This window comes from Paraburkholderia phymatum (assembly GCF_040965635.1).
Taxonomy (GTDB): Bacteria; Pseudomonadota; Gammaproteobacteria; order Burkholderiales; family Burkholderiaceae; genus Paraburkholderia; species Paraburkholderia phymatum_B.
Genome location: NZ_JBFRCH010000014.1, coordinates 50,766 through 76,685 on the forward strand (window position 1 = coordinate 50,766; position 25,920 = coordinate 76,685).

Here is a 25,920-nt window from a genome sequence, read left to right on the forward strand (position 1 = left end):
TACGAGGAGTGGCCATGTTTCCCGAGTATCGCGATCTGATCTCGCGCCTGAAAAACGAAGATGCGCATTTCGCCCGGCTGTTCGAACGGCACAATGAACTGGACCATCAGGTTCACAACATGGAGACGGGTGTCGCGCCCACCGATAGCATTCGCATCGAAGCCCTGAAGAAAGAGAAGCTGCGGCTCAAGGACAGCCTTTACGCCATCCTCCGAAAAGCCAACGCCGCTGCGTGACGACTGGCAGCCGCAAGAAGAGATGTGAGAGCCGGCATGCGCGTGTAGATGGCGCGCCGCAATATGCGGACGGTTCGGAGTTCAACGCCAACGGGAGGCAATGAAGTTGACAGCGCAGCACGACAATCCAAACGTACAGATACAGGAAACGCCTTCGACGGCGCACTCAGCACGTGAACCCGGCGCGCGTCGCGCATCGCGCGGCGACGTGATGCCGGGGCATACGACAAAGTCGGCGGAGCTTGCGCAGACGAGCCACGCAATCGCTGCCGCCAACGACCTGCTCGCCAACAGCGTGCAAGCCGTGATCGAAGCCCATGCGGAGCAACGCCAGGACCAGGGCAGTGAGACCCTGCTCCATACCGTCAAGACCCTGATGGACGGCATGTCCACCGACGAAGCAACCGCGTTGCGCAGCCTGCTGCTGGAGGGCAATCCGGCCACGTGGTCGGCAAAGAAGAGCCGGCATCCCGACGACGAACTGTCGCCCGCATTGCGCGAGGGCGGTTATCCGTATCTGAACCTGATGTCGCGCAGGGCGTACGAGAAGCAGAAGTATCGATTGCAGGTCGAGCTGCTGAAGCTGCAGGCGTGGGTGCGCGAAACGGGCCAGCGCGTGATGATTCTTTTCGAAGGGCGCGACGCGGCCGGTAAGGGCGGCACGATCAAGCGCTTCATGGAGCATCTGAATCCGCGTGGCGCGCGCGTGGTCGCGCTCGAAAAGCCGACTGAGCAGGAACGCGGGCAGTGGTATTTCCAGCGCTACGTCCAGCATCTGCCGACGTCGGGAGAGATCGTGCTGTTCGACCGCTCATGGTACAACCGCGCGGGCGTCGAACGGGTGATGGGATTCTGCTCGCAGACCGAGTACACCGAGTTCATGCAGCAGGTGCCTGCATTCGAGCGGCATCTCGCGCAAAGCGGCATCCACATCGTGAAGTTCTGGTTTTCGGTGAGCCGTGAGGAACAGGCGCGGCGCTTCAAGGAGCGTCGGGTGCATCCGCTCAAGCAATGGAAGCTCAGTCCCGTCGATCTCGCGTCGCTCGACAAATGGGACGAGTACACGCAGGCGAAGGAAGCGATGTTCACGCACACGGATACGGCGGACACGCCGTGGACGGTCGTGCGTTCCGATTGCAAGAAGCGCGCGCGGCTCAACGCGATGCGCTTCGTGCTGCACAAGCTGTCGTATGCGAATCGCGACCTCAATGTGATCGGCCCTGTGGACCCGCTGATCGTCGGACGGGCGATGTAGCCGTCGATGCGGCATCGCTTGCGACAACGCGTGATGCGCGCGCCGCGATAAACATCAGCGGCGCCGCGTATCGCACACAACGATCATCGCGCGTTATCGCGAGCACACGGCATCGACGGCTTGCAGCATCTTGCCGAAGAACGCGTCCGCGAACTGCGCATCGAGCCAGCGGACGATCAGCGCGATCCGTCGTTCCGGCTCGATCCACATGAACGAACTCCCCGCGCCCACGCCGAAGTAGCTCGACTCCGGCACGCTTGGGAACACTCGCCGTGCCGTATTGAGCCACACCAGCGCGCCGTAGAAGGGCGCGAGTGCGCAAGGCGTGCGCATCCACGCGATCCATTCGCTCGACAGGACGCGGCGCCCATTGGCGAGGCCATCGTCGAGCAGCATCTGTGCAATCCTCAACTGATCGTTTGCGCTGACCGACATCCCGCCGCCCCAGTGCGAGCCGCCCGGCACCGACTGCACGCGAGCGCCGCCGATCTCGACCCACGCATCGTCATAACCCACCCACTGCCAGTTCTCGCTCGCGCCCGCGGGCCGCATGACCGATTCGCGAAACACCTCGGGCAAAGGCCGTCCGAACAGATGCAGCAGCGCCAGCGACAACTGGTTGATGCGCACGTCGTTGTATTCCCAGTACGTGCCGGGGCGCCGCAACGGGCGCAAGTCGCCTTTCTTGCCGTCGGGCGGGTCGGCGAATGTGACTGCGCGGTAGTGATCGGCTTGATCGGAGAGTCCGAAACACTTGCCTTGCCATTCGCTCGTCTGCTGCAGCAAGTGCATCCACGTGATCGGCGCGTTGTGCGCATCGTCGAAGCCGATGCCCGGCACGCGAAGGCGCACGGGCTCGTCAGGATCGGGCAACAGGCCGCGATCGTGCGCGACGCCGGCGAGCAGCGCCAGATACGTCTTCGCGATGCTGAACGTTAGGTCGGCGCGATCCGGCTCGCCCCACGTCGCGAGCAATCGGCCGTCAACGGCAATCGCGCCCGACACCGGCCCGCGATCGTGAATCGGCCCGAGCAGCCGGTTCCACGGCGGCGGATCGTTCACGTGCACGCCGAACTTGCCATCGGCGTTGCGATCCCACGCGGATTCGTGATCGACGGAAAACTGGATGGCGTCGAGGACTTCTTGTTGCAAATCGTGTTGCATGCGTGCCTGCTTCGTTGCGTATTCGTGATGTTGAGTCAATTGCGTCGACTGATCGCGCCCGCGGGTTCAATGCGCGTTGAGCCGCGCCCGCGCCCAGACGAGCGTCAGCAGGCTCACGATGGCGGCGAGCATCAGATACAGTCCGGGCGCGAGGTTGTTGCCCGTCAGCGCGATCAGCGACGCGACCGCGAGCGGCGTGAAGCCGCCGAACACCGTCGTGCCGATGTTGTAGCCGATCGCCATCCCCGTCGTGCGCGTGCGCGTCGGAAAGAGTTCGGCCATCAACGCGGGGATCGGTGCGAAGTAGGTGGCCTTCAGCAGCGCGACCCAGATGACGGCGGCGAGCAGCGTCGGCAGCGACGGATGCGCGTTGATGAACATGAACGCCGGATACACCGTCACGAAGAACAGCACGCCCGCGCCGAGCATGATGCGCGTGCGGCCCACCTTGTCCGACCAGTGGCCGACGCACGGCGTGAGCACCATGACGATGAGCCCTGCGATCAGCGTCGCGATGAAGCCCGACGAAGGCGCGAGGCCGAGTTGCCGCGACGCGTAAGTGGGCATGTAGAGGATCATGTAGTTGGCCGTCGTCGTCAGCACCAGCGCGCCGATCGACACGAGCACGCGCGACTTCTGCGTCGCGAGCAGCTCGCGCACGGGCGATTCGGCTTTTTCCATGCGCTCGAACTCGGGCGTCTCGTCGATCCGCCGGCGGATATACAGGCCGACAGGGCCGATCAGCATGCCGAACAGGAACGGAATGCGCCAGCCCCAGCCTTCGAGTTGCGGCTGCGTGAGCATGCCCGTCAGCACCGCGCCGAACGCCGACGCGAGCAGCGTGCTCGCGCCCTGGCTGGAGAACTGCCAGCTCGACATGAAGCCGCTGCGCTGAGGCGCATGTTCGATCAGAAATGCCGTCGAGCTGCCGAACTCGCCGCCCGCCGAGAAGCCTTGCAGCAACCGCGACAGGAAAATGCCGATGGGCGCGAGAATGCCGATCGCCGCGTAAGTCGGCATCAGCGCGACCATGCCCGTGCCGAGCGTCATCATCGCGATGGACAGCGTCAGCGACGCCTTGCGTCCCTTGCGGTCGCTGTACGAGCCGAGCACGAGCGCGCCGATGGGCCGCGCGAGGTACGACAGCGCAAACGTGCCGAGCGTGAGCAGCAGCGACACCGTCGCGTTGTGCACGGGGAAGAACAGCTTCGACAGCGTGGTCGCGAAGTAGCCGTACGCGATCAGGTCGTAGAACTCGAGCGCGTTGCCGATCGACGTGGCGATGATCAGACGCGAGACGCTCGCGCGCGACGGCGCGTGCGTGGCTGCCTGCGCGCCGTGGGGGGCGTGATGCGCGGATACGGAGTCAATGCTCATTTGCGACGTCCTCATGCAAGGGTTGTCGAAATATGCGGTGCGGGATTGGAAGCGTCGGTACCCGTCGCGCCGAGGTCCCAGAAGAGACCGGCCATGATGCGCAGCCCGTCGCGCACGACGGGGCCGAGCAGATGTTCGTTCGGCGCATGCTGCGAACAGCCGGGATACGAATGCGGGACCCATAGCGTCGGCATGCCGAGCACGTCGGCGAAAACGTCGTTGGGCAGCGTGCCGCCCAGGTTCGGCAACAGCACGGGTTCTTCGCCCGTCGTCTGACGCAGCGAGCGCAGCGCCCACTGGACCCACGCGTTGTCAGGATCGACGCGTGTCGCGGGCGCGCCGCGTTCCACTTCGAGCTCGATCATGCCGAAGCCGTGCGCATCCAGATGCCGCCGCACGATCGATTCGAGGTTGCGCCAGTCCGTGCCGACGACGAAGCGGATCTGCATGTACGCGATCGCATGCGGCGGAATCGCGTTGACGGGCTTGTCGGGGTTGCCCGTGCGGAACGCGAGCACTTCGAGATTGTTCCAGCCGAACACGCGCTCGGTCGGCGTGAGGCCAGGCTCGCCGTAGTCGGCATCGACAGCCGGCTCGCCCGGATTGCCGCCTACGCCGATATCGCCGAGCGCGCGGCGCACCGCATCGGGAATGGGCGGCGGGCGCAGTCCTTCAACGAGGATCTTGCCGTTCGCATCGACCATCGACGCGATCGCGTTCGCGAGCACGATGCCCGGATTGCGCAGCAGGCCGCCCCAGTTGCCGGAGTGATGGCCGCCGTCGCGCAGCTTCAGTTCGAGCTTGAAATTGACGAGGCCGCGCGATCCGAGAAACACCGTCGGACGATGCGCGGAAAGGCGCGGACCGTCGGAGGCGATCAGCACATCGGCGGCGAGCTCGTCGCGCAAATGCGTGCACAGTTCGTGCAGGCCCGGCGAGCCGACTTCCTCGCCCGTTTCGAACAGCAGCTTCAGGTTGAAGCCGAGCCTGCCGCCGCGCGCATCGAGCACGGACTTCAGCGCGGCGAGATTGACGCTGTGCTGGCCTTTGTTGTCGGCGGTGCCGCGGCCATACCAGCGCTCGCCGTCGACGGTCACGTCCCACGGCGTCAGGCCGTCGCGCCACTGCGCGTCGTAGCCGCGCACGACGTCGCCGTGGCCGTAGCTGAGCACGGTCGGCAGCGCATCGTCTTCGTGGCGATGCGCGATCAGGAAGGGGCCCGCGCCTTTGGCGGGGTTGTCGACGACGCGGCAGGCGAAGCCCCATTGCGTCAGAAGCGGCGTCAGTTCGTCGTCGAGATAGCCGCGCAGGCGCTCGCCGCTGTCGGCCTCCTGGCTCTCCGTGCGATACGCGACGCGGCGCCGGAGGTCGTCGAGAAACCGGCCGGAATCGTACTGGCCGGCCGCGTTTTGAATGGCGATGTCACGGGTCAACTGCGTGTCTCCTCTGCGGGCGCGGGTTTATCGAAAACTCTTGGGCCGATCCTGCCGTCGCCGATATTTCTGCACAATTACAATATTTGCCACGAATCGTTGCCGAAACGGCAAAGCACACGACCCATTGACATGGACAGCACGGCACTGCGTTACTTTCTGGAGGTGGCCCGCAGCGGGTCGCTGAGCAAGGCATCCGAGCGGCTGTATGTGGCCGTGTCGGCGTTGAGCCGCCAGATCGGCAAGCTCGAGGAGGAACTGGGCACGCCGCTTTTCGAGCGGCGTCCGCGCGGCATGGTGCTGAGCGATGCGGGGCGGCTGCTCGCCGAGCATGCGCGGCGCAGCCTGCTCGAAAGCGAGCGCGTGATCGACGAGATTCGCGGGCTGAACGAGGGCGGCCGCGCGACGATACGCGTCGCCAGTTCCGAAGGCGTCGCGCCGCATTTTCTGCCGCAAGTGTTCGCGCATTTTCTGAAGACGCATCCGTCGACGCATTTCCAACTGGACGTGTCGGCGCCATCCGTGGCGACGCAGCGGGTGAGGGAAGGCACGTCCGATATCGCCGTGTGCTTCAGCATCGCGCCGGAGAAGGAGATCAACGTGCACTATTCGCAGCGCGCGCCGATCTTCGCGCTGGTGCGGCGTGGCCATCCGCTTGCGGCGCGCGAGTCGGTGTCGCTGCGCGATCTCACGCCGTGGCCGCTCGCGATGGACAACCAGGGCGTGACGATCCGGCAGTTGTTCGATATTTCGTGCAGCCTCGAAGGGCTGATCTTCGAGCCCGTGTTCGTGAGCAACTATCACGCGGCGTTGCAGAGCTTCGTGCGGCTCACCGACGCCGTGACGCTGACGGGCTATCTGACGGTCAGAAGCCGCCTGGAATCCGACGGGCTCGCGGCTGTGCCGATCACGAACCCTGAACTGCATCAGCGAACGCTGCAAGTTCAGACGATGGCGGGTCGTACGCTGCCGCAGGTGATGCAGGCGTTTGTCGATCTGCTGACGCGGGCGATCGAGGAGCCGGCGATCGTCGATTGATGGCGGGCGTGAATAAACCGCGCCCCCGTTAGCAATCCAACAGGTTTCGAGCATGCGTCTCGCCTCCCGACGCAACGCTTCCTTTCGTTTGCCTTCAGCCTGAAGTTCCAGCCTTTTGTGCGACTCGCGTGAGGGTCGGCAGCAATCGCGCACCGCGGCGTCCCGCCCCGCACACACGACACCGTGGCCGCCCCCAAAGCCAGGGTATACCCAATTCGCAAGCAAATTTGCGTACGCCCCCTATTGCGCAAATAAATTTGCGAGAAGATACTCAGCGCAAATCGACTTGCTGTCGTTCCCTGTCGTTTCATCAACCAACGCAGAAGGTGTCGTCATGAAACTTGTAGCAAAGCTCGCCGCGGCCGCACTGGTCGCTGTTTCCGTCCTTGGTCATGCGGCGAGGGCAGAGACCCTGCTGGTCGCCTGCGATACGGCGTTCGTGCCATTCGAATTCAAGCAGGGCGACAAGTACGTCGGCTTCGATATCGATTTGTGGGCGGCCATCGCGAAAGATCTGAAGATCGACTACAAGCTGCAGCCGATGGACTTCAGCGGCATCCTGCCCGCGTTGCAGACGCATAACGTCGATGTCGCGCTCGCAGGCATCACGATCAAGGACGAGCGCAAGAAGGTGATCGACTTTTCGGACGGCTACTACGACAGCGGCTTCACGCTGATGGTGCCCGTCGCAAGCACGATCAAGGGCCCGGACGACCTGAAGGGCAAATCGCTTGCGATCAAGACAGGCACGTCGTCGGCGGATTACGCGAAAGCGCACTTCGCTGGTACGGACCTGCGCCAGTTCCCGAACATCGACAACGCGTACCTGGAGTTGCAGACAGGCCGCGTCGACGCGGCCATGCACGACACGCCGAACGTTCTCTACTACATCAACACGGCAGGCAAGGGCCACGTGAAGGCAGTCGGTCCGCAGATGATGGCGCAGCAATACGGCATCGCGTTCCCGAAGGGCAGTGCGCTCGTGCCGAAGGTCAACGCGGCGCTTGCGAAGATCAAGGCCGATGGCCGCTATGCGGCGATCTACAAGAAGTGGTTCGGCGTCGAGCCGGCGAAGTCCTGATAAGCGGCCTCGGGAGAGAAGTCATGCAGTTCGATCTGTCCGTCGTCGTCAATGCGTTGCCTGCGCTGTTACAGGGCGCGCGGCTCACGGTGCTGATTACCATCGTGGGCCTCGCGGGCGGCATGCTCGTTGGCTTCCTGTTCGGCCTGATGCGCGCTTACGGCAACGCGCTCGTGCAAAAGATCGCGTTCGCGTACGTGGAATTCGTACGCGGCACGCCCATCGTCGTGCAGGTGATGTTCATCTACTTTGCGCTGCCCGTGCTGCTGAACGTGCGCGTCGATGCGATGACGGCCGCCGTCGTGTCGATCATCGTCAACTCGGGCGCGTATATCGCCGAGATCGTGCGCGGCGCGTTTCTGTCGGTGCCGCGCGGCCTGAAGGAAGCGGGCCTCGCGCTCGGCATGCCGATGTGGCGTGTGCTGGCGTTCGTCGTCGGGCCCGTCGCCGTGCGGCGCATGACGCCGTCGCTCGGCAATCAATTCATCGTGAGCCTGAAGGATACGTCGCTCTTCATCGTGATCGGCGTCGGCGAACTGACCCGTCAGGGGCAGGAGATCATGGCCGCGAACTTCCGCGCGGTCGAAATCTGGACGGCCGTGGCCGTCATCTATCTGTGCATGATCGGTGTGCTGACGTTCTGTCTGCGCACGATGGAAAAGAGGATGCGGATTCTATGAACGCGCTCGCCAACATGGTGGAATTCAAGCAGGTGACGAAGCGCTTCGGGCAGACGATAGTGCTCGACGGCGTCGATCTGGACATCCGCGCGGGCGAGGTCGTGGTGCTGATTGGTCCGTCGGGTTCGGGCAAGTCGACGCTCCTGCGCTGTATCAATGCGCTGGAGCATATCGACGGAGGCGATCTGATCGTCGATGGCATCAGCGTGCGGGGCGGGGCGAAAAAAGTCCGCGAGATCCGCAGGGAAGCGGGCATGGTGTTCCAGCAGTTCAATCTGTTTCCGCAAATGACGGCGCTCGAGAACGTCGCGTTCGGTCCGCGCCAGGTGCGCGGCGCGCGCAAGGACGAAGCGCAGGCGCTTGCGCGCGAACTGCTCGCAAAGGTGGGCCTCGCGGGACGCGTCGATCATTACGCGAGCGAGTTGTCGGGCGGGCAGCAGCAACGCGTGGCGATTGCGCGCGCTCTCGCCGTGAAGCCGAAGCTGATGCTGTTCGACGAGCCCACTTCGGCGCTCGATCCGGAACTGCGCCAGGAGGTGCTGCGCGTGATGCAGTCGCTGGCGGAAGAGGGCATGACGATGGTCGTGGTCACGCATGAGATGGCGTTCGCGCGCAAGGTCGGCACGCGGCTCATCTTCATGGAGCACGGACATATCGCCGTCGACGGACCGCCCGCCGAACTGCTCGACAATCCGCCGAATCAGCGCCTGCGTGATTTCCTTCAACACGTCGAATAATTTCGCACACATGCCAGCACTTGGATTCATCGAAATTTCCGGCTCGCCTTATGAGGCGGGCCAGGCGTTAGGTTGCTTCGGCGCCGACGCCGTGCATCGTCATCTGGTTCATGCGCCTGCATGGCACAACGTGATGCAATGGCGCGGCACGCCGATGGCAGCCGCGATGGCCGCGCACGTGCAGCAGCGGTTTCCGCGCATCTGGTCCGAGTTGCAAGGGCTCGCCGACGGCCTGCGCGCGCCGTTCGACGACGTCTTTCTTTGGAACTGCCGCGGTGACGTCTGGGCCGCGTCGCCCGATGGATGCACGACGGTGCAGTTGCCGTTTGCAGCGGAAAAGCGCATCAGCCACAACGAAGACGGCGATCCCGGTTTCGCGGGACATTGCGCGCTTGCAGCGTGCCGCATCGCCGGCAGTCCGGGCTTTACGGCGTTCGTGTATCCGGGCTCGCTGCCGGGGCATACGTTCGCCGTGACGGACGCTGGCCTCGCGATGACGGTCAACAATCTGCGGCAGCGCCGGGTCGAGGCGGGTGTGCCGCGCATGGTGCTCACGCGCGCGGTGCTGGATGCGCCGAGCGTCGATGCCGCGCTTGCCGTGCTGCGCGATAACCCGCGCGCGGGCGGTTTCCATCTGACGCTCGGGGCTTGCGCGAGTCCTGCGCTGCTGAGCGTCGAATTCAGCGCACACGGCTTTTCGGTGCGCGAGATCACGCAGCCATCGCTGCATGCGAATCACGCGATCCATCCGTCGATGCGCGATTTCCCGCAGGTCGTGACCGATTCGTCGCGCGACCGGCAGGCACGCGGCGACGCGCTGTTGAACAAGACGCGCGAAGCGGGGCGCACGCCTGATCCGCTTGCGATTCTCGCCGACACGCACGGCGCGTCGCTGCCGATCTATCGCGCCGACCCCGCCGACCCGGACGACGAGAACACGCTCGCCACCGCCGATATCGTGATCAGGGCATCTCACATAGAATGGGACGTTTATGAACAGCCAGGCAGGCCGCCCAGGTATCGACTGATCGATGGACACAGACAAACGCAAGACACGCCGCACGGCTCTGAATGACGATGAGGCGAGGGCGCCGGAAACGAGGGGAAGCGTGCCGCGCAGCGTCGACGGACTGCGCGAACTGGTGGTGCGCATCGGGCGCGACGAGGCGGGTGTGTCGCTAGGCGGCAAGGCGCATACGGTGCTCGCGAGACTGCTCGAACGGCCGGAGGAAGTGGCCGTGCGCACCATCACCGATCTGGCGACGGCCCTGGACGTGAATGCGTCGACGCTCACGCGACTCAGCACGAAGCTCGGCTATACCGGGTTCGCCGATTTTCAGAGCGTGTTTCGCGATTCGCTCGCACAGCGCCATCGGCACTTCTATACGCATCAGGCCGAGCGGCTCGTCGCGGGGAAAAAGGCGCGCACGCAGACGCCCGTGAACGGCGGAACGTCGCCCGAGGTCGAGGTCGTCGCGCAACTGGCGCGCGAATCTATCGGCAACGTCGAGACGTTTCTTGCGCGGCTGTCGCCTGACGATCTGCGCGGCGCGGCGGCGTTGCTCGCGGGCGCGCCGCGGGTTCGCGTGCATGGCTTGCGCCAGTTCAGCGCGCTTGCGAGCTTTCTTTGTTATGGGCTCGGGATGATCCGGACGGATGTCGCGTTGCTCGATGCGCAAGCACTCGGCGTGGCAGAAGGACTCGCGCAACTGCAGCCGGGCGACGTGGTGGTCGTGTCGAGCGTCGCGCCTTATACGCGCAGCGTTGCCGAGGCCGCGGTGGCAGCCGCCGAGGCCGGTATGACCGTCATCGCGATTACGGATACGCTTGCGTCTCCATTGGTACCGCCCGCGCGCCACGCGTTTCTGATTCCGCATGACAGCAGTTTTTTCAGCAACAGCATGGGCGCTTATCTGATCTTTTGCGAAGGCTTGCTGAATCTGGTCGCGACGCATTTGGGGAAACGGTCGTTGCAGGCGTTGTCGCGGCGCGAGCGGTTGATCACGGCGTTGGGGATTGAGACGGGGTGATTCGGGCGTTTCTTGGGAGCCGGTCGAGGATTGATGGCGCGTGTTGCCAAAGAGCCATAACAACCGGCGTCCGGTCAGCAGTGCAACTTGGCCGCTACAACAGATGTCAAAGCTATTTTGAAATGTCCGCTGTCCAGCCAAGTTGAAATGTCCTCCGATGGTCCGAAAAGCGGACATTTCAACTTGGCTAAAAGCGGACATTACCATTTAGCCGCTACAACAGAAAAGTTGAATCTTGGTATGTATGGCTTGCTGTTGCGTCGGTTTTAGTTTTTCGGATTTTCTTTATATTTCAACGGGTAAGGCGGCCAAGTTATCCACAGGATGTCCAGTTTTTGGGGTGTGGCCTGTTGCGTGCAGGCGGCCTCGGTTTTTGTTGCGGTTTGACGCAACAGGATTTCACCTAAGATCGCTCTCTTGCCGCCCCGTTGTTGCGCCCCCGGCTGCCCACTAGCCGACTTGCGTCTTGGGGTTCACGCCGAGACGCCACAGCACGTCGATATTTTTGAGATAGACGGCGACGTCTGCGCGTGATGCGTGGATGATCGAATGATCCTGATCATCGGCGCTATCGACCTGCGCGTCCACGGGTCCTCAAGGCACTGGCAGATGTCGTTGATGTCGTCGCGATACTGTTCCAGCCTGTCCGCTTCCCAGTTCCTCACAACGTCGGGTGCGAGAAGCACAGTCAGTACACCTTTTCTTTCCCCGATATACCGTACCGGGGGAAGCAGGCCGCCAATGTAGGCGCACAGCAACATGCCTGCTTCATCCAATGCAGGAGGTAACGCTCCCGCTGCGCGTCCGGATTCCGTCGCAACCTGATCGGCAATGCCGTCCAGGTATCGAACAATGCTCGCTTCCTCGTCGACTGAGAGAAACGCGTCTCCAGATCGAACGCCCGCATAGGCGTCCCCTGCTGGCCAGGGGAGCGCACTCAGGAACTCCAGATACGATTCAGACCAGCCGTTCAACCGATGGCGACATAGCATACGGAGAACCGTCTTGACGCACGAGTAGGCCGTCGTCGGCATGTCCCGCGAGCGCAGGATTTTCCACAGCCGGAGAATTCCGGTCGGCGTTGCGCTCAGCACCGACGCCATATCGTCGCGGCTGATGTGCAGGCCACCGCCTACGGCATGGAGAACCGTAGACATGCTGAGGTCCTCGCCGAGCACAAATGCGAAGACGTGTTTCAGAAGTAACCCGTAGGCCCTCCCAAACCGGGCAAAGTCAAACACTCCTCTTGAGCCATCGTACATGTATTCGAACGAATCGGAACCTTCGGGATCGGGTATTGATCTCACACAGTCATCGAATTCATCGTAGTAGCGGATGACAGGAGGCAGAATGGGCAGGGCGGCCAGCACCTTCTCAATAGGGTCGTTCTGCGCCGCGTCCAGAGCGCGAAACAGTTCGCTCGGCATCTGCGACCCGCTCATGTCAACGTCCCTTTGGAAGGGCGCGCAGGAGGGCAACCCGATCATCAAAGGCATCGTTCCAGACATTCGCAAGTCGATCCTCGAATACGGCACGGGCGTAGCGCGATGGCATGACCGACTTACTTGACCAGCCGAAGAACGTCCGCATTTTCTGCAGTGCCTCGTCCATTGAATCGCCTTGCTCAAGCAACTGATGAAGTCGAACGACCGCGCACGTGTGGCGCAGATCATGAGGTGTTACGGATTCCTTACCAGTACGATCCTGCAGCTCATTCAATACGTCAGACGGCAGGCAGCGCGACACCTGGGCAAACGCCTTTGTCAGCGTTTCGGTGGCGAGCGGCATATTGGATTGCGCGTTCAACAGGAACGGGTGATCGGGCCGGCCACGATAGTTTTCTACGTAGGTCTCTACTATGGTGGCCGTTAGCTGACTGACGGGCACCTGACGGACGGAGTGCACGGTTTTGATCGAAGGTTTCGAATACCGTGGGTCGCCATCGTCATCTTCATACCCGTTTTCCTGAACATTGAGCCAGTACCGAGTCCTGTTCTGCTTCTGGTCATAGGCGCTTTTCACCGCATCTGCAGGAAGCAGCAGGATCTCGCCGCGCCGCAGCCCCTGATGCAACATCAGCACAAATGCGACGTAGACACGCCAGCGCGTTTTCATGCGTAGAAACGGATTTTGCGGGCCTTCCGGATCAAGCAGCGCGTACAGCGCTCCGACGGTACTCGCTGGAAGCGATCGGACCGCATCCACCGCTGCGCGCCTGCGAACGCGCAGCTGGCTGTAAAGCGAAGACAGCCGGTGCAATCGCTGCTCAATGTGCCGGAGCCGATCGTCGGCGCTCCGGGCGCTGGAAAGCCAGGTGATGACGTCGGTTACAAACCCGAGGCCAGTTTGCCAGCGATTTTCGTCGGCACTGGTCACCGCTGGCTGATTGCGGATCGAGATGAACCACGATTCGAGGATTGCCGCCAGTGCCTGGTCGTCAAATCCACTCAGGGCATCATCAAGCGCGTTGGCGCCAATCAGGTCGTCCGCATGCTGATACAGGTTTTCAACGTACCGAAGCTTCTGCGTGAGCGTTGAACTGGCGAGCTGTGCTATCGACGTCGCTGACCAGATCGCAGACCAATAGCGCGGTATGCCGGTTTTGTCGACCAACACCGGGCCACGAAGTGCTGCAGGAACAAGGCTGCTGTTGAGCTGACGAAACACGGGCCGCTCGCGACGAATACGCAACTGCCAAATTTACCATTCGCTGTGTGTCAGGTTGCTGACTCGGTGCGCCTTCACGCAACACTTTAAAACTGACCACATACGTTGATAATTTATGTTATGTCAAATAACCAGCCCGCAACAACCATCCAACCCACCAACCCGCATCCCCAAGACACAGCCATAACCAAAGATTCGCAACACGCATCGGACGCAACTCACGCAAACTTCCCCGCGCATCCGGGCGTCCCCTCAAGTCATACGAGCGACTCCTACGACACCATTCGAGCGCGATCCTTCCAGTACTGCTCCCGGACCTGTCGACGCAGCACCTTCCCGACCACGCTCACCGGAAGCGATTGAACGAAGTCGATCGATTTCGGTGCCTTGAACCGGCCAAGACGGCTCTTGACATGCTCGATCAGCTCGTCTGGACTCACCTGGGCGTCGGCCCGCAATACGACCTCGGCATGCACCGCTTCGCCCCATTCCTCGTGCGGCACGCCGACCACGGCGGACCTCTGCACGGCCGGATGAGAATTCAGCGCAGCCTCGACCTCGATCGCATACACGTTGAACCCGCCCGTGATGATCACGTCCTTCTTGCGATCGACGATATACAGGAAGCCCTGCTCGTCGATATAACCCATGTCGCCGGATTTCCAGTAACCGTCTTCGAACTCGGCCGCAGTGCCCTCCAGATTGGGCAGGTAGCCTGACACCGTGGCGCGCGAACGGAGCCAGAATTCGCCCCTCTGGCCCGGCGACACGTCCACGCCGTCATTGCCCACGACCCTGAGATCCACGCCCGGTGCGACACGCCCGGCCGAAGCGAGTTGCGCATCGCTTGCCACAAGATGATCGGCCTTGGTCAGGCACGTCACGGCCTGGAGACATTCCGTCGAGCCGTACTGCTGCACGAAAATATCGCCGAACCGCTGCTGTGCCTGCCTGAGCTTGGCGGGACTCATCGGCGCGCCGCCGTCGGTCAGCGTGCGTAGCGATGAGAGATCGTGCTGCGTGGCCTCCTGCAATTCCAGCAGCCGGTAGATCAGCGTCGGAAGCAACAGACTGGCATGCGGCCACGCGCACGTTCTATCGCGTTCGGCAGCCGTCGGCGCAACGACGTGCGCCGCGACCTTTCTTGCCGTTTCGCGAATCATCAGTTCCCGCTCGCTGAGAAATGCCGCTGAATTGTCTTTCATAGTCATTCCGCCAGTTGGTTTCGTTTCAATACGTGATTACGAATGCCGCCGCTTCCGGCCCGGCTTGCGCTGTCGCACCGCTGCCGCCCTTGCGCGTCCCGTCCGCCGACAAAAGAATGCAGATCGATTTATTGATTTGTATTCCTTACTAACATGGGGTGCATCGTCATGGTCGATCCGTCGCGAACGGCGCGCCACATCGATGTCGAAAACGAAGCGATCAAACCGACACCATCCGGTTCTGTATCTCCTCTGCTTCGTGGAGTGCTCGTTGAATGATCGCCGACGCGGACAGCACCTCGTCGATCAGTCCCTGAACCTGTCCGATCGGCAAAATACCGCGCTCCATGTCGCCCTTATGGATGGACAGCAGCGTGGATTTCGTCAATGCGCCGATCCTGACTTGCACCAGGTTTGCAGGCCGCACGCACGCCATTCTGAGAATCTGAGGCAAGGACATCCCGAGCTGGGCGGCGCTCGCCAACGCACCCGGCACGGCTTCGATGAAACTGATCGCGCGACGAGCACGCTTGCGCGCAGCTCGCGTGTCCATCACACGGCATGGAATCCCGTCGAAACTCGGGCTGTACAGCGTGTCGGTCACGCTCTTGCTGATCGCCGTATCCTTTGCGTGCAGCGGACTTTCGAGCGACAACGCGAAGCGCGTACCCATCGCGATGGCGTCGGCACCGAGCGCGAGCGCCGCGACCAGCCCTCGCCCGTCAGCGAACCCTCCCGCCGCGATGATGGGTAGCTCGACGGCATCGCGCACGGCGGGGACGAGCGTCAGCGACGTCGCTGCGCCGCCGTGTCCGGCCGCCTCGTGACCCATCACGATCAGCGCGTCGGCACCCGCCACTTGCGCGGCGCGCATGCTTTTCGGTCGTAACCGTGTTGACGATCATGCCGCCGTAGGCATGAACGGCATCGGCGATTTCCTTGCTTCGCCCGAGCGACAGATTCACGACGGGCACACGCTCTTCCAGCGCGACGCGCACGTTCCCCGACGCAAACGCCGTCAACATCGTGATGTTGATGCCGAATGGCCGCGAGGTGATCGCTCGCACGCGTCGAATGGACTCGCGCGTCGATTCGGGGGTCAACGGGGCCGTTGCAAGAATGCCCAGCCCTCCCGCTTCGGAGACCGCGGCGACGAGTTCCGGTACGGCAATGTGGCTCATGCCTGAACAAACGATCGGATGATCGATACCGAACAGTCGTGTAATGCGGGTTTCCAAAGTTGAGCTCCTTAGTCGTTTGCATCGGCGAGTGTTCATGTCCAAACGGCGCACCGTGCGCCGCGCTCGGGCTTGCAGTCCGCGTACGGCCCTACGCTGCCCGCGCGCGCGGCCACAGCCACAGCACGACGAAACGCAGCGCTTGCAGGTCCGCCGGCGTGTCGAGATCGACGGCAAGCCCCGGCCGTTGAACCTCGACAACCGGCAAGCCATTTCGCGCTGCCGCGCCGCAGTGTCGCGCTGCGCTGTCTTTCCCGAAGCCGAACGCGAACGGAACGTCGATGGGCAGGCATAGCGCGTTCGTGCCGCAACCCGTGTGGTCACGTGCAAGCGCGACGCCGGTTGCCACGGGAACGGCTGTCGCCAGCGCGATCAGATCGTCGGCGCACAGCAACGGCAGATCGCACGACACCGTCATCAGGCGTGATCCGCGATTCGTACCAAGATGGGCGCGTGCGTCGTCGAGGGCGCCGTTCATCCCTGTGTGATTGCGCTCGATGAGCCATTCGACGCCCGCCCTGTGCGCCACAGCCGCCACTTCGGCGCAACGCGTCACAACGAGCGTGCGTGCGCGCCCGGGAAACCGCGCGGCCTCGGCCAACACATGTTCGAGGAGCGCCGTGTTCAGACGAATGCGTTCGTGCTCGCTCAATAAGTCGGCGAGGCGTTGCTTGCCGCTGCGTATGGATCGAACGGGTACGACGAGCCAGGGTTTCATGCGTTCGCTCTCAGGCCGGACAGGTCGAGTGGATCGAGCACGGGTGCCGCGAGTTCGGCGCCTGCTGACACAGACGCGACGGCTGCCGTTGCCGTCGAGACGATCTGCACAGGTTGCCGCGGCTTCATTGCTCGCGCGCGTGAGGATCGGCTTCGAAACCCGTGATGCGAATGCCCGCACCCGGAATCTTGTAGCGCGAATTGATGGCGATGAGCACCGACGTCAATGCCTCGGCGGCCGCGGCGTTGCAGATGGGCCCTGCATGGCACGCACGCAGGCCGATCGCGCGGGAGAGACCGATCACGGTGTCACGCGCGTCGATGTCGTCGCCGCACACCAGCACGTCGCATTCGGCCTCATGCGCAAGATCGCGCAGATGATGCGCCGAGACGTTCTGGAATGCCGCGACGACGCGCACGTCTGCACCGAGGTGCGCCTGCATCTGCGCGACGGCCGAACCGCCCTCGGGAAGTTGCACGCGTGCGACTTTGGGCGGCACGAGCGGCACAGTCGCGTCGATCAGGATCTTGCCGCCGAGCCTGTAGCGCACTTCATCGACGATGGCGCGTGCAGCCGCGTACGGCACCGTCAGCACGACGATGTCGGCTGCCTGCGCGGCAGTCGGATTGTCTTGCCATGTCAACGCCGCGCGGCCGAGTACGTCGTTGAGTTCGGCACATACGCGCACAGCCTTCTCTGCGTTGCGCGAGCCGATGATGACCCTGTAGCCGGCCTGCGCCCAGCGCAATGCAAGCCCGCTGCCTTCATTGCCCGTTCCGCCAAGCACGGCGATCGTCGGTTTTTCCTGTCGCATCATGTTGTCCTTCGCGTGTCTTTTCGATTCCTGCGACCTGAGTGGCAGCGTCGTGTTGGCTGTGAGTACCTCGGCGCCGCGCGCATTTCGGCGTGCCGCGCGAGTCCGGACGCGTCACGGTCCCGACTTATGGCCAGTCCCGCCCGTGCCCGCGCAAGCGACGGTCAATCGAGGTTCAATGTCACGCAGCCGGAGCGCTTCGCGATATCGACGAACGCTCGCAGTTGCGACAGAGGGTGGCGATGTACCCCATGTTGATGCCGATATGCATGCGGCTTGTCTCCTGTTCGACTCGACCGGGTTCGAGGATTGCTGCCGTTATCTGGCAGTTCGTGGCGCGATGCTATGCCAACACGTCTCGTGCGCACCCTGTCCTTTGAGGGGGTGTAGAGGTGTAAGCAATCCAGCGCTCGTCGCCCGTTTCAGGGCGTAGTTGCACCGCTCGGCAGAGCGTCGAAAGACAGTGATGAGCGACTGATTCGGGGCCACAGAAGGCATGCGCGCAATTCAACCCGAAGTGGTCGGCGCGACAGCGCATGGCGTGTCGAAGCTACGCGTTCGCGATCGCGAACGGCGTTGCGTCATGTGTGGCGAATCACTGCATCAGCGGCACGCGACGGCAGGCGTCGATACAGCGCTGATCGAGGCGAAAGCGGGGAACATTTCGACGCGCACCGCGCGATGACGTCGACGTTGCGACGCACGATGCTCGAATTCGCGCCAAAACCCCCTCTGAATAGGCCACTTGAGGAGCGAAACGGATTCGCGGGTGCAAGCGATCGGTAAGATCATACTTTTAGTCCAACCGAGCGGTTCGATGGCGGCGGTCAATCGAGCGAGCCGGGATTATCGACATGCCCTTCAAAGAATGGCTGAAGCCAGAACAACCCGACCGCGCGTGCGCCCCACGGAGCACGGCAACGTTCGACCGCGCGAGGATCGCACGATGCGCGGCGATCAAGGCAGGACGATGAATCTACTGACGGCACTGAAACGACACATCTTTATTAGCATCGGCAACGTGATGCCGACGTACGGCCCGTTCAATCGCATGCGTGCTTCGATGTATCGCAAGGCGGGCATGACGATCGGCGAGGACGTGACGATCATCGGACCGTTGGATGTCGAGATGAGCCTCAACGAGGAAACGATCGGCGGCATTTCGATCGGAGACCGCGCGTATCTGAACGCAGACACGCGTCTCGCCTGTCGGAACAGCCGGATCTCGATCGGCGTCGACGTGCAGATCGGACCGCGCGTGTCGTTCGAGACGGCCACGCATGGTCTCGTGTTCGAACCCGAGTTCGGGCGCGGACTGGATCACCACGAGATCTGCATCGAAAACAAGGTGTGGATCGGTGCGGGCGCGACCATCCTGCCGGGCGTGACGATTCACGAGGCGGCGGTGGTTGCCGCAGGGGCCGTCGTGACGAAGGATGTGCCGGCTTATACGCTCGTCGGCGGCGTGCCGGCACGGAAAATCAAGGATATCGAGCACGCGTGAAGCGTGCGGCGCGCGCTGCATGACGGAGCAATGCGGGCGAGGGTGTGTCGCCGATTTCGCCCTTCTCCGCTGCCCCGTTGGTGAACCGGCAATCAACCGCGAGCCTGATCCGCCTCGGACGTCTTGCCTTCATCGGCGGCAGCGCCTTCTGGCTCCGGCTTGCCACTGTCCTCCGCAGCCTTCGCGACGGCATTCGCTTCGCCCTCCGGCCTGGCCGGCTTCGTCCGCCCACCGGAGCGACGACGCGCAAACGCCGAATCCGATGCCGTGACCTTGCCGGTTTCCGTCCCCGTCAGATCGACGCGCGGCGCGCCTTCCGTCAAGCTCGCCCAATAGCGGCTGCCGCGGCACCAGGTGCTCACCGCGTCGCGGATTTCCTGCTCGGTCAGCTTCAGTTCGCCCGCTTGTGCAAGCAGATCTTCGAGAATGCCGATCTTCAGGGCGACCTTCGGCGCCGGATTCTTCGGAAACGCCAGCGGAAAGCGCTTCTGCAATTTGCCGATGGTATGCACGACGGGATCGACGGGATTTTGCCGCGCTGCCGGCCGCGCCTGCGCCGGCTTGCCCGCCGGCTTCGCGGCAGGCTTTGCCGCCGGCCTGGCGTCCCGGGGTTTTGCGTCCTTCGCTTTGGCATCCTTGCCACCCGCCTGGGCAGCCTGCTCTTTCGCCGCCTGCTTTTGCTTGCGCTGCGCGTTTGCCTGTTTGGCGAGTTCGTCCCTCAGCTTCGCCAGTTGTTCAAAGCCCATGTGTTCACCTGTATTGCAATGACGCAGGATTGTAGCAGCCGACGGGCGTCTTCACCCCGGCCGACTACCCACTGCCGTGCGCTTATCATGCACTTTCTTGATGGCCCTTTCTTGATGCTCTTCGCGATATGCGAGCTTTCGCCTCGGCGTGCATGAGGCGTGGCAGTGGCCGACTCGTTTAGCAAATAACGATCCTGATACGCGTGAATCACAAAAAAAAGTTGTCACCGCATGCGATTCTGCGCGAGATTCACGCATAAAAAAACAAAGCGCCGCAAACGCGGCGCTTCGTGTGACTTCAAGGACAACAAGCGGCATCAGAACCGATGCACGATACCCACGCCCACGCCGACCATGCTGCGCGATGACGACGGCGTCGAGTTGAAGCCGTCGCCGAGCGTCGCCGTCGCGTTGATGATGTTGCCTGCACCGTTGTTGCCGAGCGTCTGGCCGTTCGCGCGCTGATACGCCTGCAATGCATACAGGCCCGTGCGCTTCGACAGCGAGTAGTACTCGGACAGGTTGAACTGCTGATACTGCGCGCTGCTCGTGATGCCGTTGGACTTCGTCGCACGCGTGTAGCTGTAGCCCGTCGCGAAGTCCCACGCGGCCGCCGGCTTCCAGTGCAGCACGATGCCACCCGTGTTCCAGATCGCCTCGCTGTGGAACGACGAGCCGGTGCCCGGAATGTACTGCACGTTCGTGTACGTCGCCGTGATATCGAACTGGCTGTTGAACGTATAACCCGCGCCGACTGCGAAGCGCTGCTGCGCCTGCGCCGTGCGATAGCCGTTGGTCACGGCCGAGACGCCCGTCTGCGCGCCCGCATTCGACGTCGTCGAGTCAGCGCCGAATGCGCCGCCGCCGACCGTCGAGTTGTTGATCCGCGAGAAGCCGACTGCGAGACCGATCGGCCCCTGTGCGTACTGGATCGCCGTGCTCCATGTCGAGCCCTGGTTCACGCTGCCCGGCACGCCCGCGAACGAATACGAGCCACTGAACTTGAAGCCATACAGTTGCGGCGACATGTACAGCAGTGTGTTGTTCGCGCGATAGATCGTGTCGAGGCCATCGACGTCGCCCGGGTGCGCGCCGTAGAAGCCCGTGAGCCAGGTCGTCGGGCTATACGGCGACAGCAGCTGGTAGTACGACGCGTACTGACGGCCCGCCGTGAGCGTGCCATACGTGCCGTTCGTCACGCCGACGAATGCCTGGCGGCTGAACATCAGGTTGGTCGTCGACATCGCGCCGCTGTTCGCGCTGAAGCCCTCTTCCAGCGTGAAGATCGCCTTCGTGCCGCCACCGAGATCTTCCGCGCCCTTCAGGCCGAAACGGCTGCCTGCCCATACGCCCGTGATCATCTTGAACGCCGAGTGGCCGCCCGATGTCGAACCGAGCGTCGTCGAGCTCGACTGATAACCGATGCCGTTATCGACGATGCCGTACAGCGTCACGCTGCTTTGCGCGAACGCGGGTATCGAGGCCAGCATCGCTGCGCCGGCCAATGCCGCTTTGACTTCGGGGTAACGTCTTTTCATCTCCAAGACCTCTTTATGTTTGACTGTTATGACGATGCTTTGCATTGCCTGTCGGTGGTGAACAAACGAGCGGACAAACGAAGACCGTCGCCGCCCGTGCTGCGTGGTATTGCAGGGAAAGCTGAACTAGTGCGGGAAAACAGGGGTATTGCGAGGACCGCTAAGGCTTACTGCCAATGCGCACCGCTTTCATGTCGTCGAGCCGTTCTTGCGTTGAGCTTGTGCAGCGAGCCGCACGGGTGCATTGACGGCGCCGTAGCCATCGTATCCGCCCGTGCGCTGGACGACTTCGAGAAAGAAGCGGCCGTCCATCTGCTCGGTGTAGACATGGAAGAACTCGCCGCCTTGCGCATCCCTGTCGTAGAGAACGTGGGCGTCACGCATCTTCGTCACCATGCCATCGGGGAAATCGTAACGTGCTTCAAGGTCGTCGTAATAGTTTGGCGGGATCTTCAATAGCCGAACGTCGCGTGCGCGCAACTGTTCGACGGCGGCGAAGATGTCGTCGGTGACGAAGGCCACGTGGCTCAGGCCCGATCCGCGATACGTGTTCAACGACTCCGCAACGGACGTATGCGCGTCTTGCGATGCGTTCAGCACGATGCGCACGGAACCGTCGGCGCTGCGCACGGCGCGGCTGCGCACGAGTCCATACGGATCGGGAAGCAGCCACGCGGGTTCCGCCTCGAAGCCGAATACGGCCTTGAAGTACAGGACCCAGGTGTCGAGCGCATCGGCGGGCAGGTTCAGGCAGACGTGGTCGATGCGTTCGAGTCTGCCCTGCTCTGCCTTCGAATGCGTAGCATCGGGCGCGGGCGGATTCAGAACGAAATCGGCTTCGTAGAGCGTCGGCTCGTCGGGCCGCGCATCGACGAAGTAATGCAGGCTGCCATCGGGCGCACGCACGCTGGGCACGACGCGCTCGTTTGGCCCGACGCGGCCCGAAAACGGTGCATAGCCGAACGACGTCGCGCGCTCGAACACACGCGCCGCATCGTCGACCTGAAACGCCGATGCGCACAGCGACAGTCCATGTGTATGAAAGAACCCGCTGGCGAACGAATCGGTTTCCGCGTTGAGCACGATCGACGCATCGCCTTGCTGATAGAGCGTCACGTCTTTCGATCGATGCCGGCCCGCCGCATGAAAGCCCGCTTCGGCAAAGCGTTGCGCAAGACGCGGCGCGCTTGTCGAATCGACAGCGAACTCGATGAACTGAAAGCCCGAATGCGACGGCGGCGCGGGCGGCGTGAACAAAGGCTGCTGTGCCGCCGGCGCGACGCGTCGCCGCGCGGCCTGCTCTTCGAGATACAGCAGCGAGCGATAACCGTCGGCGGCCGTCGCGGCTGTCGGTGCCGCACGAAAGCCGTCGTTGAAAATCTCGAGCGAAAACGGACCTCGATAACCCGTTGCGAGCACGCGATCCGCGAAGCCCGCCACGTCGAAGTCGCCCTGCCCTGGAAAGCATCGATAGTGGCGGCTCCATTCGAGCACGTCCATCTTCTGCAGCGGCGCGTCCGCGATCTGCACGAACGCGATGCGGTCGCCTGGAATGTCGGCGATGGGATCGATCGGGTCACCGACCGACAGCGTATGGAAGCTGTCGAGTATCACGCCGAGGCTCGGATGATCGACGGCATCGACGAGCCGCCATGCGTGGCGATACGAATTGACGTGCTTGCCCCACGCGAGCGCCTCGAAGCCGACGCGCACGCCTTCGCGTTCCGCGAGCAGTGCGAGCTGGCCGAGCTGATCGACGATCAGCGCATCGTCCGCGATCGCGTTTGCATTGACGTTGCTGCACACGAGCACGAGATCGGTGCCGAGCTCGTGCATCAGCTCGAACTTGCGCTGCGCGCGGTTCAGGTTCTGCGCGAGCCGTTCCTTCGATACGCCTTCGAAATCGCGAAACGGCTGGAACAGCATGATTTGCAGGCCGAGATCGGCGCAACGCTTGCGGATGTCGGCGGGCGAGCCGTCGAAATACAGCAGGTCGTTCTCGAAGATCTCGACGCCGTCGAAGCCCGCTGCGCGAATCGCGGCGAGCTTCTCGACGAGCGTGCCGCTGACCGACACGGTGGCAATGGAGCGAAGCATGGGTATGACGTGAGTGAAGATTCGTTTCTATGCAGCGGGCTTGAGCAACAGCATCTCGCGAGCCTGTTTCGCGGTCGCGACGGGACGGCCGAATTCGCCGCACAGCTTCGCGACGCGCTCGACCAGTTGCGCATTGCTCTTCGCAAGCGTGTCCTTGTCCCAGCGCACGTTGTCCTCGAGGCCCGTGCGGCAATGACCGCCCATTTCGAGCGTCCAGTAATTCACTTCGAGCTGGTGACGTCCGATGCCCGCTGCCGTCCACGTCGCCTCAGGCAGCAGCTTTTGCAGTTGCGCGACTTCGAATTCGAGAATCTCACGCCGTGCGGGCAACGCATTCTTCACGCCCATCACGAACTGCACATGCACGGGTTCTTTCAACAGCCCTTGCCGGACCAGATCGACGGTGCTGTACAGCATCGCCAGATCGAAGATTTCGATTTCGGGCTTCACGTCGTAGTCGAGCATCGTCTGCGCGAGCGCGCGAACGAAATCGGGCGGATTCTCATAGACGGTCGTCGGAAAGTTCACCGAGCCCGTCGCGAGCGAGGCCATGTCGGGGCGCAGGTCGAGCATCGCGCCGCGCTGCTCGAACGAACGGCCGCGGCCGCCCGTCGAGAACTGGATGATGATGTCCGGGCAATGCTTGCGGATGCCTTCCTGAAGCGCCGCGAAACGGTTGCGGTCGGAACTCGAGCGCTCGTCTTCGTCGCGTACGTGAAGATGCACGAGCGTCGCGCCCGCTTCATACGCCTCGTGCGTGCTTTCGATCTGCTCGGGCACCGAGATCGGCACGGCCGGGTTGTCCTTCTTGCGCGGCACGGAGCCCGTGATCGCGACGGAGATGATGCAAGGCTGATTCGGATCGTGATTCATGGCAAAACCTTCTTCGATGAAACGCGTGATGCTGCGCGCCGCGTTCGATGTATCGTTCGCAAGCCGCGGCGCCATGCCTGCGTGCGATATTTGCGTGTGCTACCTGCGTGTTCTACCTGCGTTCGATGCTCGCGTGCGTTGACAAGCGTGCGGCTTAGCGCGTCTTCATCTTCCACGCGACCAGCACCGACAGCAGACAGCCGATCGCGAGATACGCTGCAACGGGATGCCACGAGCCGCCTGCCATGCTGACCAGCGCGACCGCGATGAACGGCGTGAAGCCGCCGCCGACCACGCTCGCGACCTGATAGCCGACGCCCGCGCCGCTATAGCGGAACTCGGTGCCGAAGAGTTCGGTGAACATCGGTTGCTGGACACTCACCACCATGTCGTGCGCGACGTTCGCGAGCATCACGGCGAAGATCACGATCCACAGCGTCGAGCGCGCATCGAGCGCGAGAAAGAACGGCACGGCCGACAGCATGCCGATCACGGCCCCCGTGATATAGACGCGGCGGCGGCCGAAGCGGTCGGCGGCGAGCGCGAAGAGCGGGATCGTCACGATGCTGACGGCGCCGACCAGCAGGCCGATGTTCAGGAAGAACTGACGCGGCATGCCGAGGTTGCTCGTCGAATAGCTGAGCGCGAAGGCCGTCACGATGTACATCGTGAACAGCTCGGCGAGACGCAGCGCGATGATCAGCAGGAACGCCTTCGGGTTTTCGCGCAACGCGTCGAAGATCGGCAGGCGCGCGCGGTGATGCGTCTTCTCGACCTTCTCGACGAACTCCTTCGACTCCTCCATGCTCGAACGCACCCACAGGCCGATCAGCACGAGCACGACGCTGAACACGAACGGAATGCGCCAGCCCCACGCCTTGAAGGCATCGTTGTCGAGCGTCGACGTGAGGATCGACACGATGCCCGTCGCGAGAATCAGCCCGACGCCATAGCCGACCTGCACGCCGCTGCTATAGAACGCCTTCTTCTTTTCGGGCGCGCTTTCGACGGCCATCAGCGCCGCCCCGCCCCACTCTCCGCCGACCGCGAAGCCCTGGATCGCGCGCAGCAGGACGAGCAGCACGGGCGCCCACCAGCCGATCGAGGCGAAGGTCGGCAGCAGGCCGATCAATGCCGTCGAGAGGCCCATCATCATCACCGTCAGCACGAGCATGCGCTTGCGGCCCAAGCGGTCGCCATAGTGGCCGAACACGAAGCCGCCGAGCGGACGAAACAGGAAGCCGACGCCGAACGTGCCGAACGCCGCAAGCGTGCCCATCGCGGGACTGATGTTGGGGAAAAATTCGGTGTTGAAGATCAGCGCGGCGACGATGCCGTACAGCAGAAAGTCGTACCAGTCGACGACGGCGCCGACGAAGCTGCCGAGCGCTGCCTTGCGCGCGCGGCTCTTTTCGGGGCTCACGTACGTCGGGGATTCGGTGGAACGAAGGACGGAAGTCATGACGGATGTCTCGGGTATCGTGTTTGC

24 protein-coding genes and 1 pseudogene are annotated in these 25,920 nt (G+C 62.9%); 9 read left to right on the forward strand and 16 right to left on the reverse strand.

What is annotated here, in order from left to right; genetic code table 11:
* The first annotated feature begins 14 nt into the window (after positions 1-14).
* Together AB4Y32_RS22795 and ppk2 are read left to right on the forward strand one after the other, a co-directional pair.
* A complete protein-coding gene (locus AB4Y32_RS22795; RefSeq protein ID WP_368723612.1) occupies positions 15-236 on the forward strand; it encodes a YdcH family protein in 222 nt (73 codons plus the stop codon).
* Between the two features lie 100 nt (positions 237-336).
* Positions 337-1,491, forward strand: coding sequence for a polyphosphate kinase 2 (ppk2, locus tag AB4Y32_RS22800; protein ID WP_439899823.1), 1,155 nt, complete (start codon positions 337-339; stop codon positions 1,489-1,491).
* A gap of 93 nt (positions 1,492-1,584) precedes the next feature.
* Here ppk2 and AB4Y32_RS22805 read toward each other — a convergent pair whose 3' ends face one another.
* The 3 genes from AB4Y32_RS22805 to AB4Y32_RS22815 form a co-directional block, all read right to left on the reverse strand.
* The gene (locus AB4Y32_RS22805; RefSeq protein ID WP_368723521.1) at positions 1,585-2,655 is read right to left on the reverse strand and encodes a serine hydrolase domain-containing protein; all 1,071 of its coding nucleotides are present in this window, start codon (positions 2,653-2,655) and stop codon (positions 1,585-1,587) included.
* A 66-nt stretch (positions 2,656-2,721) separates the two neighbouring features.
* Positions 2,722-4,032: an MFS transporter gene (locus tag AB4Y32_RS22810; protein WP_368723522.1), complete on the reverse strand. Its 1,311-nt coding sequence runs from the start codon at positions 4,030-4,032 to the stop codon at positions 2,722-2,724.
* A gap of 11 nt (positions 4,033-4,043) precedes the next feature.
* Entirely contained in the window at positions 4,044-5,465 is a 1,422-nt protein-coding gene (locus AB4Y32_RS22815; RefSeq protein ID WP_368723523.1) for a M20 family metallopeptidase, read from the reverse strand.
* 132 nt (positions 5,466-5,597) lie between these two features.
* Here AB4Y32_RS22815 and AB4Y32_RS22820 point away from each other — a divergent pair, with 132 nt between their 5' ends.
* From AB4Y32_RS22820 to AB4Y32_RS22845, 6 genes are all read left to right on the forward strand, one after another.
* Positions 5,598-6,503: a LysR family transcriptional regulator gene (locus tag AB4Y32_RS22820; RefSeq protein WP_087739080.1), complete on the forward strand. Its 906-nt coding sequence runs from the start codon at positions 5,598-5,600 to the stop codon at positions 6,501-6,503.
* A gap of 334 nt (positions 6,504-6,837) precedes the next feature.
* A complete protein-coding gene (glnH, locus tag AB4Y32_RS22825) occupies positions 6,838-7,584 on the forward strand; it encodes a glutamine ABC transporter substrate-binding protein GlnH (RefSeq protein WP_087739079.1) in 747 nt (248 codons plus the stop codon).
* Positions 7,585-7,607: 23 nt separating this feature from the next.
* The gene (glnP, locus tag AB4Y32_RS22830) at positions 7,608-8,264 is read left to right on the forward strand and encodes a glutamine ABC transporter permease GlnP (RefSeq protein WP_368723524.1); all 657 of its coding nucleotides are present in this window, start codon (positions 7,608-7,610) and stop codon (positions 8,262-8,264) included.
* Positions 8,261-9,001, forward strand: coding sequence for a glutamine ABC transporter ATP-binding protein GlnQ (glnQ, locus tag AB4Y32_RS22835; protein WP_368723525.1), 741 nt, complete (start codon positions 8,261-8,263; stop codon positions 8,999-9,001). Before glnP ends, glnQ begins: the two co-directional genes overlap by 4 nt.
* A 10-nt stretch (positions 9,002-9,011) precedes the next feature.
* Positions 9,012-10,076 (forward strand): C45 family autoproteolytic acyltransferase/hydolase, encoded by a 1,065-nt coding sequence (locus tag AB4Y32_RS22840; protein WP_368723526.1) that lies wholly within the window; start codon positions 9,012-9,014, stop codon positions 10,074-10,076.
* Positions 10,033-11,031, forward strand: coding sequence for a MurR/RpiR family transcriptional regulator (locus tag AB4Y32_RS22845; protein WP_368723527.1), 999 nt, complete (start codon positions 10,033-10,035; stop codon positions 11,029-11,031). The genes AB4Y32_RS22840 and AB4Y32_RS22845 overlap by 44 nt, the downstream gene beginning before the upstream one ends.
* A 473-nt stretch (positions 11,032-11,504) precedes the next feature.
* On the opposite strand, the gene AB4Y32_RS22850 is transcribed toward AB4Y32_RS22845, so the two are convergent.
* From AB4Y32_RS22850 to npdG, 8 genes and pseudogenes are all read right to left on the reverse strand, one after another.
* Entirely contained in the window at positions 11,505-12,473 is a 969-nt protein-coding gene (locus AB4Y32_RS22850) for a hypothetical protein (RefSeq protein ID WP_368723528.1), read from the reverse strand.
* Between the two features lies 1 nt (position 12,474).
* A complete protein-coding gene (locus AB4Y32_RS22855; RefSeq protein ID WP_368723529.1) occupies positions 12,475-13,698 on the reverse strand; it encodes a tyrosine-type recombinase/integrase in 1,224 nt (407 codons plus the stop codon).
* Positions 13,699-13,970: 272 nt separating this feature from the next.
* The gene (locus AB4Y32_RS22860) at positions 13,971-14,903 is read right to left on the reverse strand and encodes an AMP-binding protein (protein WP_368723530.1); all 933 of its coding nucleotides are present in this window, start codon (positions 14,901-14,903) and stop codon (positions 13,971-13,973) included.
* Between the two features lie 220 nt (positions 14,904-15,123).
* The gene (locus AB4Y32_RS22865) at positions 15,124-15,777 is read right to left on the reverse strand and encodes an NAD(P)H-dependent flavin oxidoreductase (RefSeq protein ID WP_368723531.1); all 654 of its coding nucleotides are present in this window, start codon (positions 15,775-15,777) and stop codon (positions 15,124-15,126) included.
* A gap of 157 nt (positions 15,778-15,934) precedes the next feature.
* Positions 15,935-16,180: pseudogene (locus AB4Y32_RS22870) on the reverse strand (nitronate monooxygenase); the annotation flags it as partial.
* Between the two features lie 52 nt (positions 16,181-16,232).
* A complete protein-coding gene (gene cofC, locus AB4Y32_RS22875; protein WP_368723532.1) occupies positions 16,233-16,859 on the reverse strand; it encodes a 2-phospho-L-lactate guanylyltransferase in 627 nt (208 codons plus the stop codon).
* Positions 16,856-16,987 carry a hypothetical protein gene (locus tag AB4Y32_RS22880; RefSeq protein WP_368723533.1) on the reverse strand — a complete coding sequence of 44 codons (132 nt, stop codon included), beginning with the start codon at positions 16,985-16,987 and terminating at the stop codon, positions 16,856-16,858. Before AB4Y32_RS22880 ends, cofC begins: the two co-directional genes overlap by 4 nt.
* Positions 16,984-17,676: an NADPH-dependent F420 reductase gene (npdG, locus tag AB4Y32_RS22885; RefSeq protein ID WP_368723534.1), complete on the reverse strand. Its 693-nt coding sequence runs from the start codon at positions 17,674-17,676 to the stop codon at positions 16,984-16,986. Before npdG ends, AB4Y32_RS22880 begins: the two co-directional genes overlap by 4 nt.
* 967 nt (positions 17,677-18,643) lie before the next feature.
* Between npdG and AB4Y32_RS22890 the strand changes: the two genes are divergently transcribed.
* The gene (locus AB4Y32_RS22890) at positions 18,644-19,177 is read left to right on the forward strand and encodes an acyltransferase (RefSeq protein WP_368723535.1); all 534 of its coding nucleotides are present in this window, start codon (positions 18,644-18,646) and stop codon (positions 19,175-19,177) included.
* Between the two features lie 92 nt (positions 19,178-19,269).
* Here the strand turns inward: AB4Y32_RS22890 and AB4Y32_RS22895 are convergent, their stop codons facing one another.
* From AB4Y32_RS22895 to shiA, 5 genes are all read right to left on the reverse strand, one after another.
* Positions 19,270-19,923: a ProQ/FinO family protein gene (locus tag AB4Y32_RS22895; RefSeq protein WP_368723536.1), complete on the reverse strand. Its 654-nt coding sequence runs from the start codon at positions 19,921-19,923 to the stop codon at positions 19,270-19,272.
* Positions 19,924-20,240: 317 nt separating this feature from the next.
* The gene (locus AB4Y32_RS22900) at positions 20,241-21,461 is read right to left on the reverse strand and encodes a porin (protein ID WP_368723537.1); all 1,221 of its coding nucleotides are present in this window, start codon (positions 21,459-21,461) and stop codon (positions 20,241-20,243) included.
* Positions 21,462-21,650: 189 nt separating this feature from the next.
* Entirely contained in the window at positions 21,651-23,558 is a 1,908-nt protein-coding gene (locus AB4Y32_RS22905; RefSeq protein ID WP_368723538.1) for a bifunctional sugar phosphate isomerase/epimerase/4-hydroxyphenylpyruvate dioxygenase family protein, read from the reverse strand.
* A gap of 27 nt (positions 23,559-23,585) precedes the next feature.
* A complete protein-coding gene (locus tag AB4Y32_RS22910) occupies positions 23,586-24,431 on the reverse strand; it encodes a 3-keto-5-aminohexanoate cleavage protein (protein WP_368723539.1) in 846 nt (281 codons plus the stop codon).
* A 154-nt stretch (positions 24,432-24,585) separates the two neighbouring features.
* Positions 24,586-25,893 carry a shikimate transporter gene (gene shiA, locus AB4Y32_RS22915; protein ID WP_368723540.1) on the reverse strand — a complete coding sequence of 436 codons (1,308 nt, stop codon included), beginning with the start codon at positions 25,891-25,893 and terminating at the stop codon, positions 24,586-24,588.
* Between the last annotated feature and the right edge of the window lie 27 nt (positions 25,894-25,920).

What these genes read in the sequence shown, in the direction of transcription:
- AB4Y32_RS22795 (WP_368723612.1), top strand. Translation starts at nt 15, where the DNA reads ATGTTTCCCGAGTATCGCGATCTGATCTCGCGCCTGAAAAACGAAGAT.
- ppk2 (WP_439899823.1), top strand. Translation starts at nt 337, where the DNA reads ATGAAGTTGACAGCGCAGCACGACAATCCAAACGTACAGATACAGGAA.
- AB4Y32_RS22805 (WP_368723521.1), bottom strand. Translation starts at nt 2,655, where the DNA reads ATGCAACACGATTTGCAACAAGAAGTCCTCGACGCCATCCAGTTTTCC.
- AB4Y32_RS22810 (WP_368723522.1), bottom strand. Translation starts at nt 4,032, where the DNA reads ATGAGCATTGACTCCGTATCCGCGCATCACGCCCCCCACGGCGCGCAG.
- AB4Y32_RS22820 (WP_087739080.1), top strand. Translation starts at nt 5,598, where the DNA reads ATGGACAGCACGGCACTGCGTTACTTTCTGGAGGTGGCCCGCAGCGGG.
- glnH (WP_087739079.1), top strand. Translation starts at nt 6,838, where the DNA reads ATGAAACTTGTAGCAAAGCTCGCCGCGGCCGCACTGGTCGCTGTTTCC.
- glnP (WP_368723524.1), top strand. Translation starts at nt 7,608, where the DNA reads ATGCAGTTCGATCTGTCCGTCGTCGTCAATGCGTTGCCTGCGCTGTTA.
- glnQ (WP_368723525.1), top strand. Translation starts at nt 8,261, where the DNA reads ATGAACGCGCTCGCCAACATGGTGGAATTCAAGCAGGTGACGAAGCGC.
- AB4Y32_RS22840 (WP_368723526.1), top strand. Translation starts at nt 9,012, where the DNA reads ATGCCAGCACTTGGATTCATCGAAATTTCCGGCTCGCCTTATGAGGCG.
- AB4Y32_RS22845 (WP_368723527.1), top strand. Translation starts at nt 10,033, where the DNA reads ATGGACACAGACAAACGCAAGACACGCCGCACGGCTCTGAATGACGAT.
- AB4Y32_RS22850 (WP_368723528.1), bottom strand. Translation starts at nt 12,473, where the DNA reads ATGAGCGGGTCGCAGATGCCGAGCGAACTGTTTCGCGCTCTGGACGCG.
- AB4Y32_RS22860 (WP_368723530.1), bottom strand. Translation starts at nt 14,903, where the DNA reads ATGAAAGACAATTCAGCGGCATTTCTCAGCGAGCGGGAACTGATGATT.
- AB4Y32_RS22865 (WP_368723531.1), bottom strand. Translation starts at nt 15,777, where the DNA reads ATGCGCGCCGCGCAAGTGGCGGGTGCCGACGCGCTGATCGTGATGGGT.
- cofC (WP_368723532.1), bottom strand. Translation starts at nt 16,859, where the DNA reads ATGAAACCCTGGCTCGTCGTACCCGTTCGATCCATACGCAGCGGCAAG.
- AB4Y32_RS22880 (WP_368723533.1), bottom strand. Translation starts at nt 16,987, where the DNA reads ATGAAGCCGCGGCAACCTGTGCAGATCGTCTCGACGGCAACGGCAGCC.
- npdG (WP_368723534.1), bottom strand. Translation starts at nt 17,676, where the DNA reads ATGATGCGACAGGAAAAACCGACGATCGCCGTGCTTGGCGGAACGGGC.
- AB4Y32_RS22890 (WP_368723535.1), top strand. Translation starts at nt 18,644, where the DNA reads ATGAATCTACTGACGGCACTGAAACGACACATCTTTATTAGCATCGGC.
- AB4Y32_RS22895 (WP_368723536.1), bottom strand. Translation starts at nt 19,923, where the DNA reads ATGGGCTTTGAACAACTGGCGAAGCTGAGGGACGAACTCGCCAAACAG.
- AB4Y32_RS22900 (WP_368723537.1), bottom strand. Translation starts at nt 21,461, where the DNA reads ATGAAAAGACGTTACCCCGAAGTCAAAGCGGCATTGGCCGGCGCAGCG.
- AB4Y32_RS22905 (WP_368723538.1), bottom strand. Translation starts at nt 23,558, where the DNA reads ATGCTTCGCTCCATTGCCACCGTGTCGGTCAGCGGCACGCTCGTCGAG.
- AB4Y32_RS22910 (WP_368723539.1), bottom strand. Translation starts at nt 24,431, where the DNA reads ATGAATCACGATCCGAATCAGCCTTGCATCATCTCCGTCGCGATCACG.
- shiA (WP_368723540.1), bottom strand. Translation starts at nt 25,893, where the DNA reads ATGACTTCCGTCCTTCGTTCCACCGAATCCCCGACGTACGTGAGCCCC.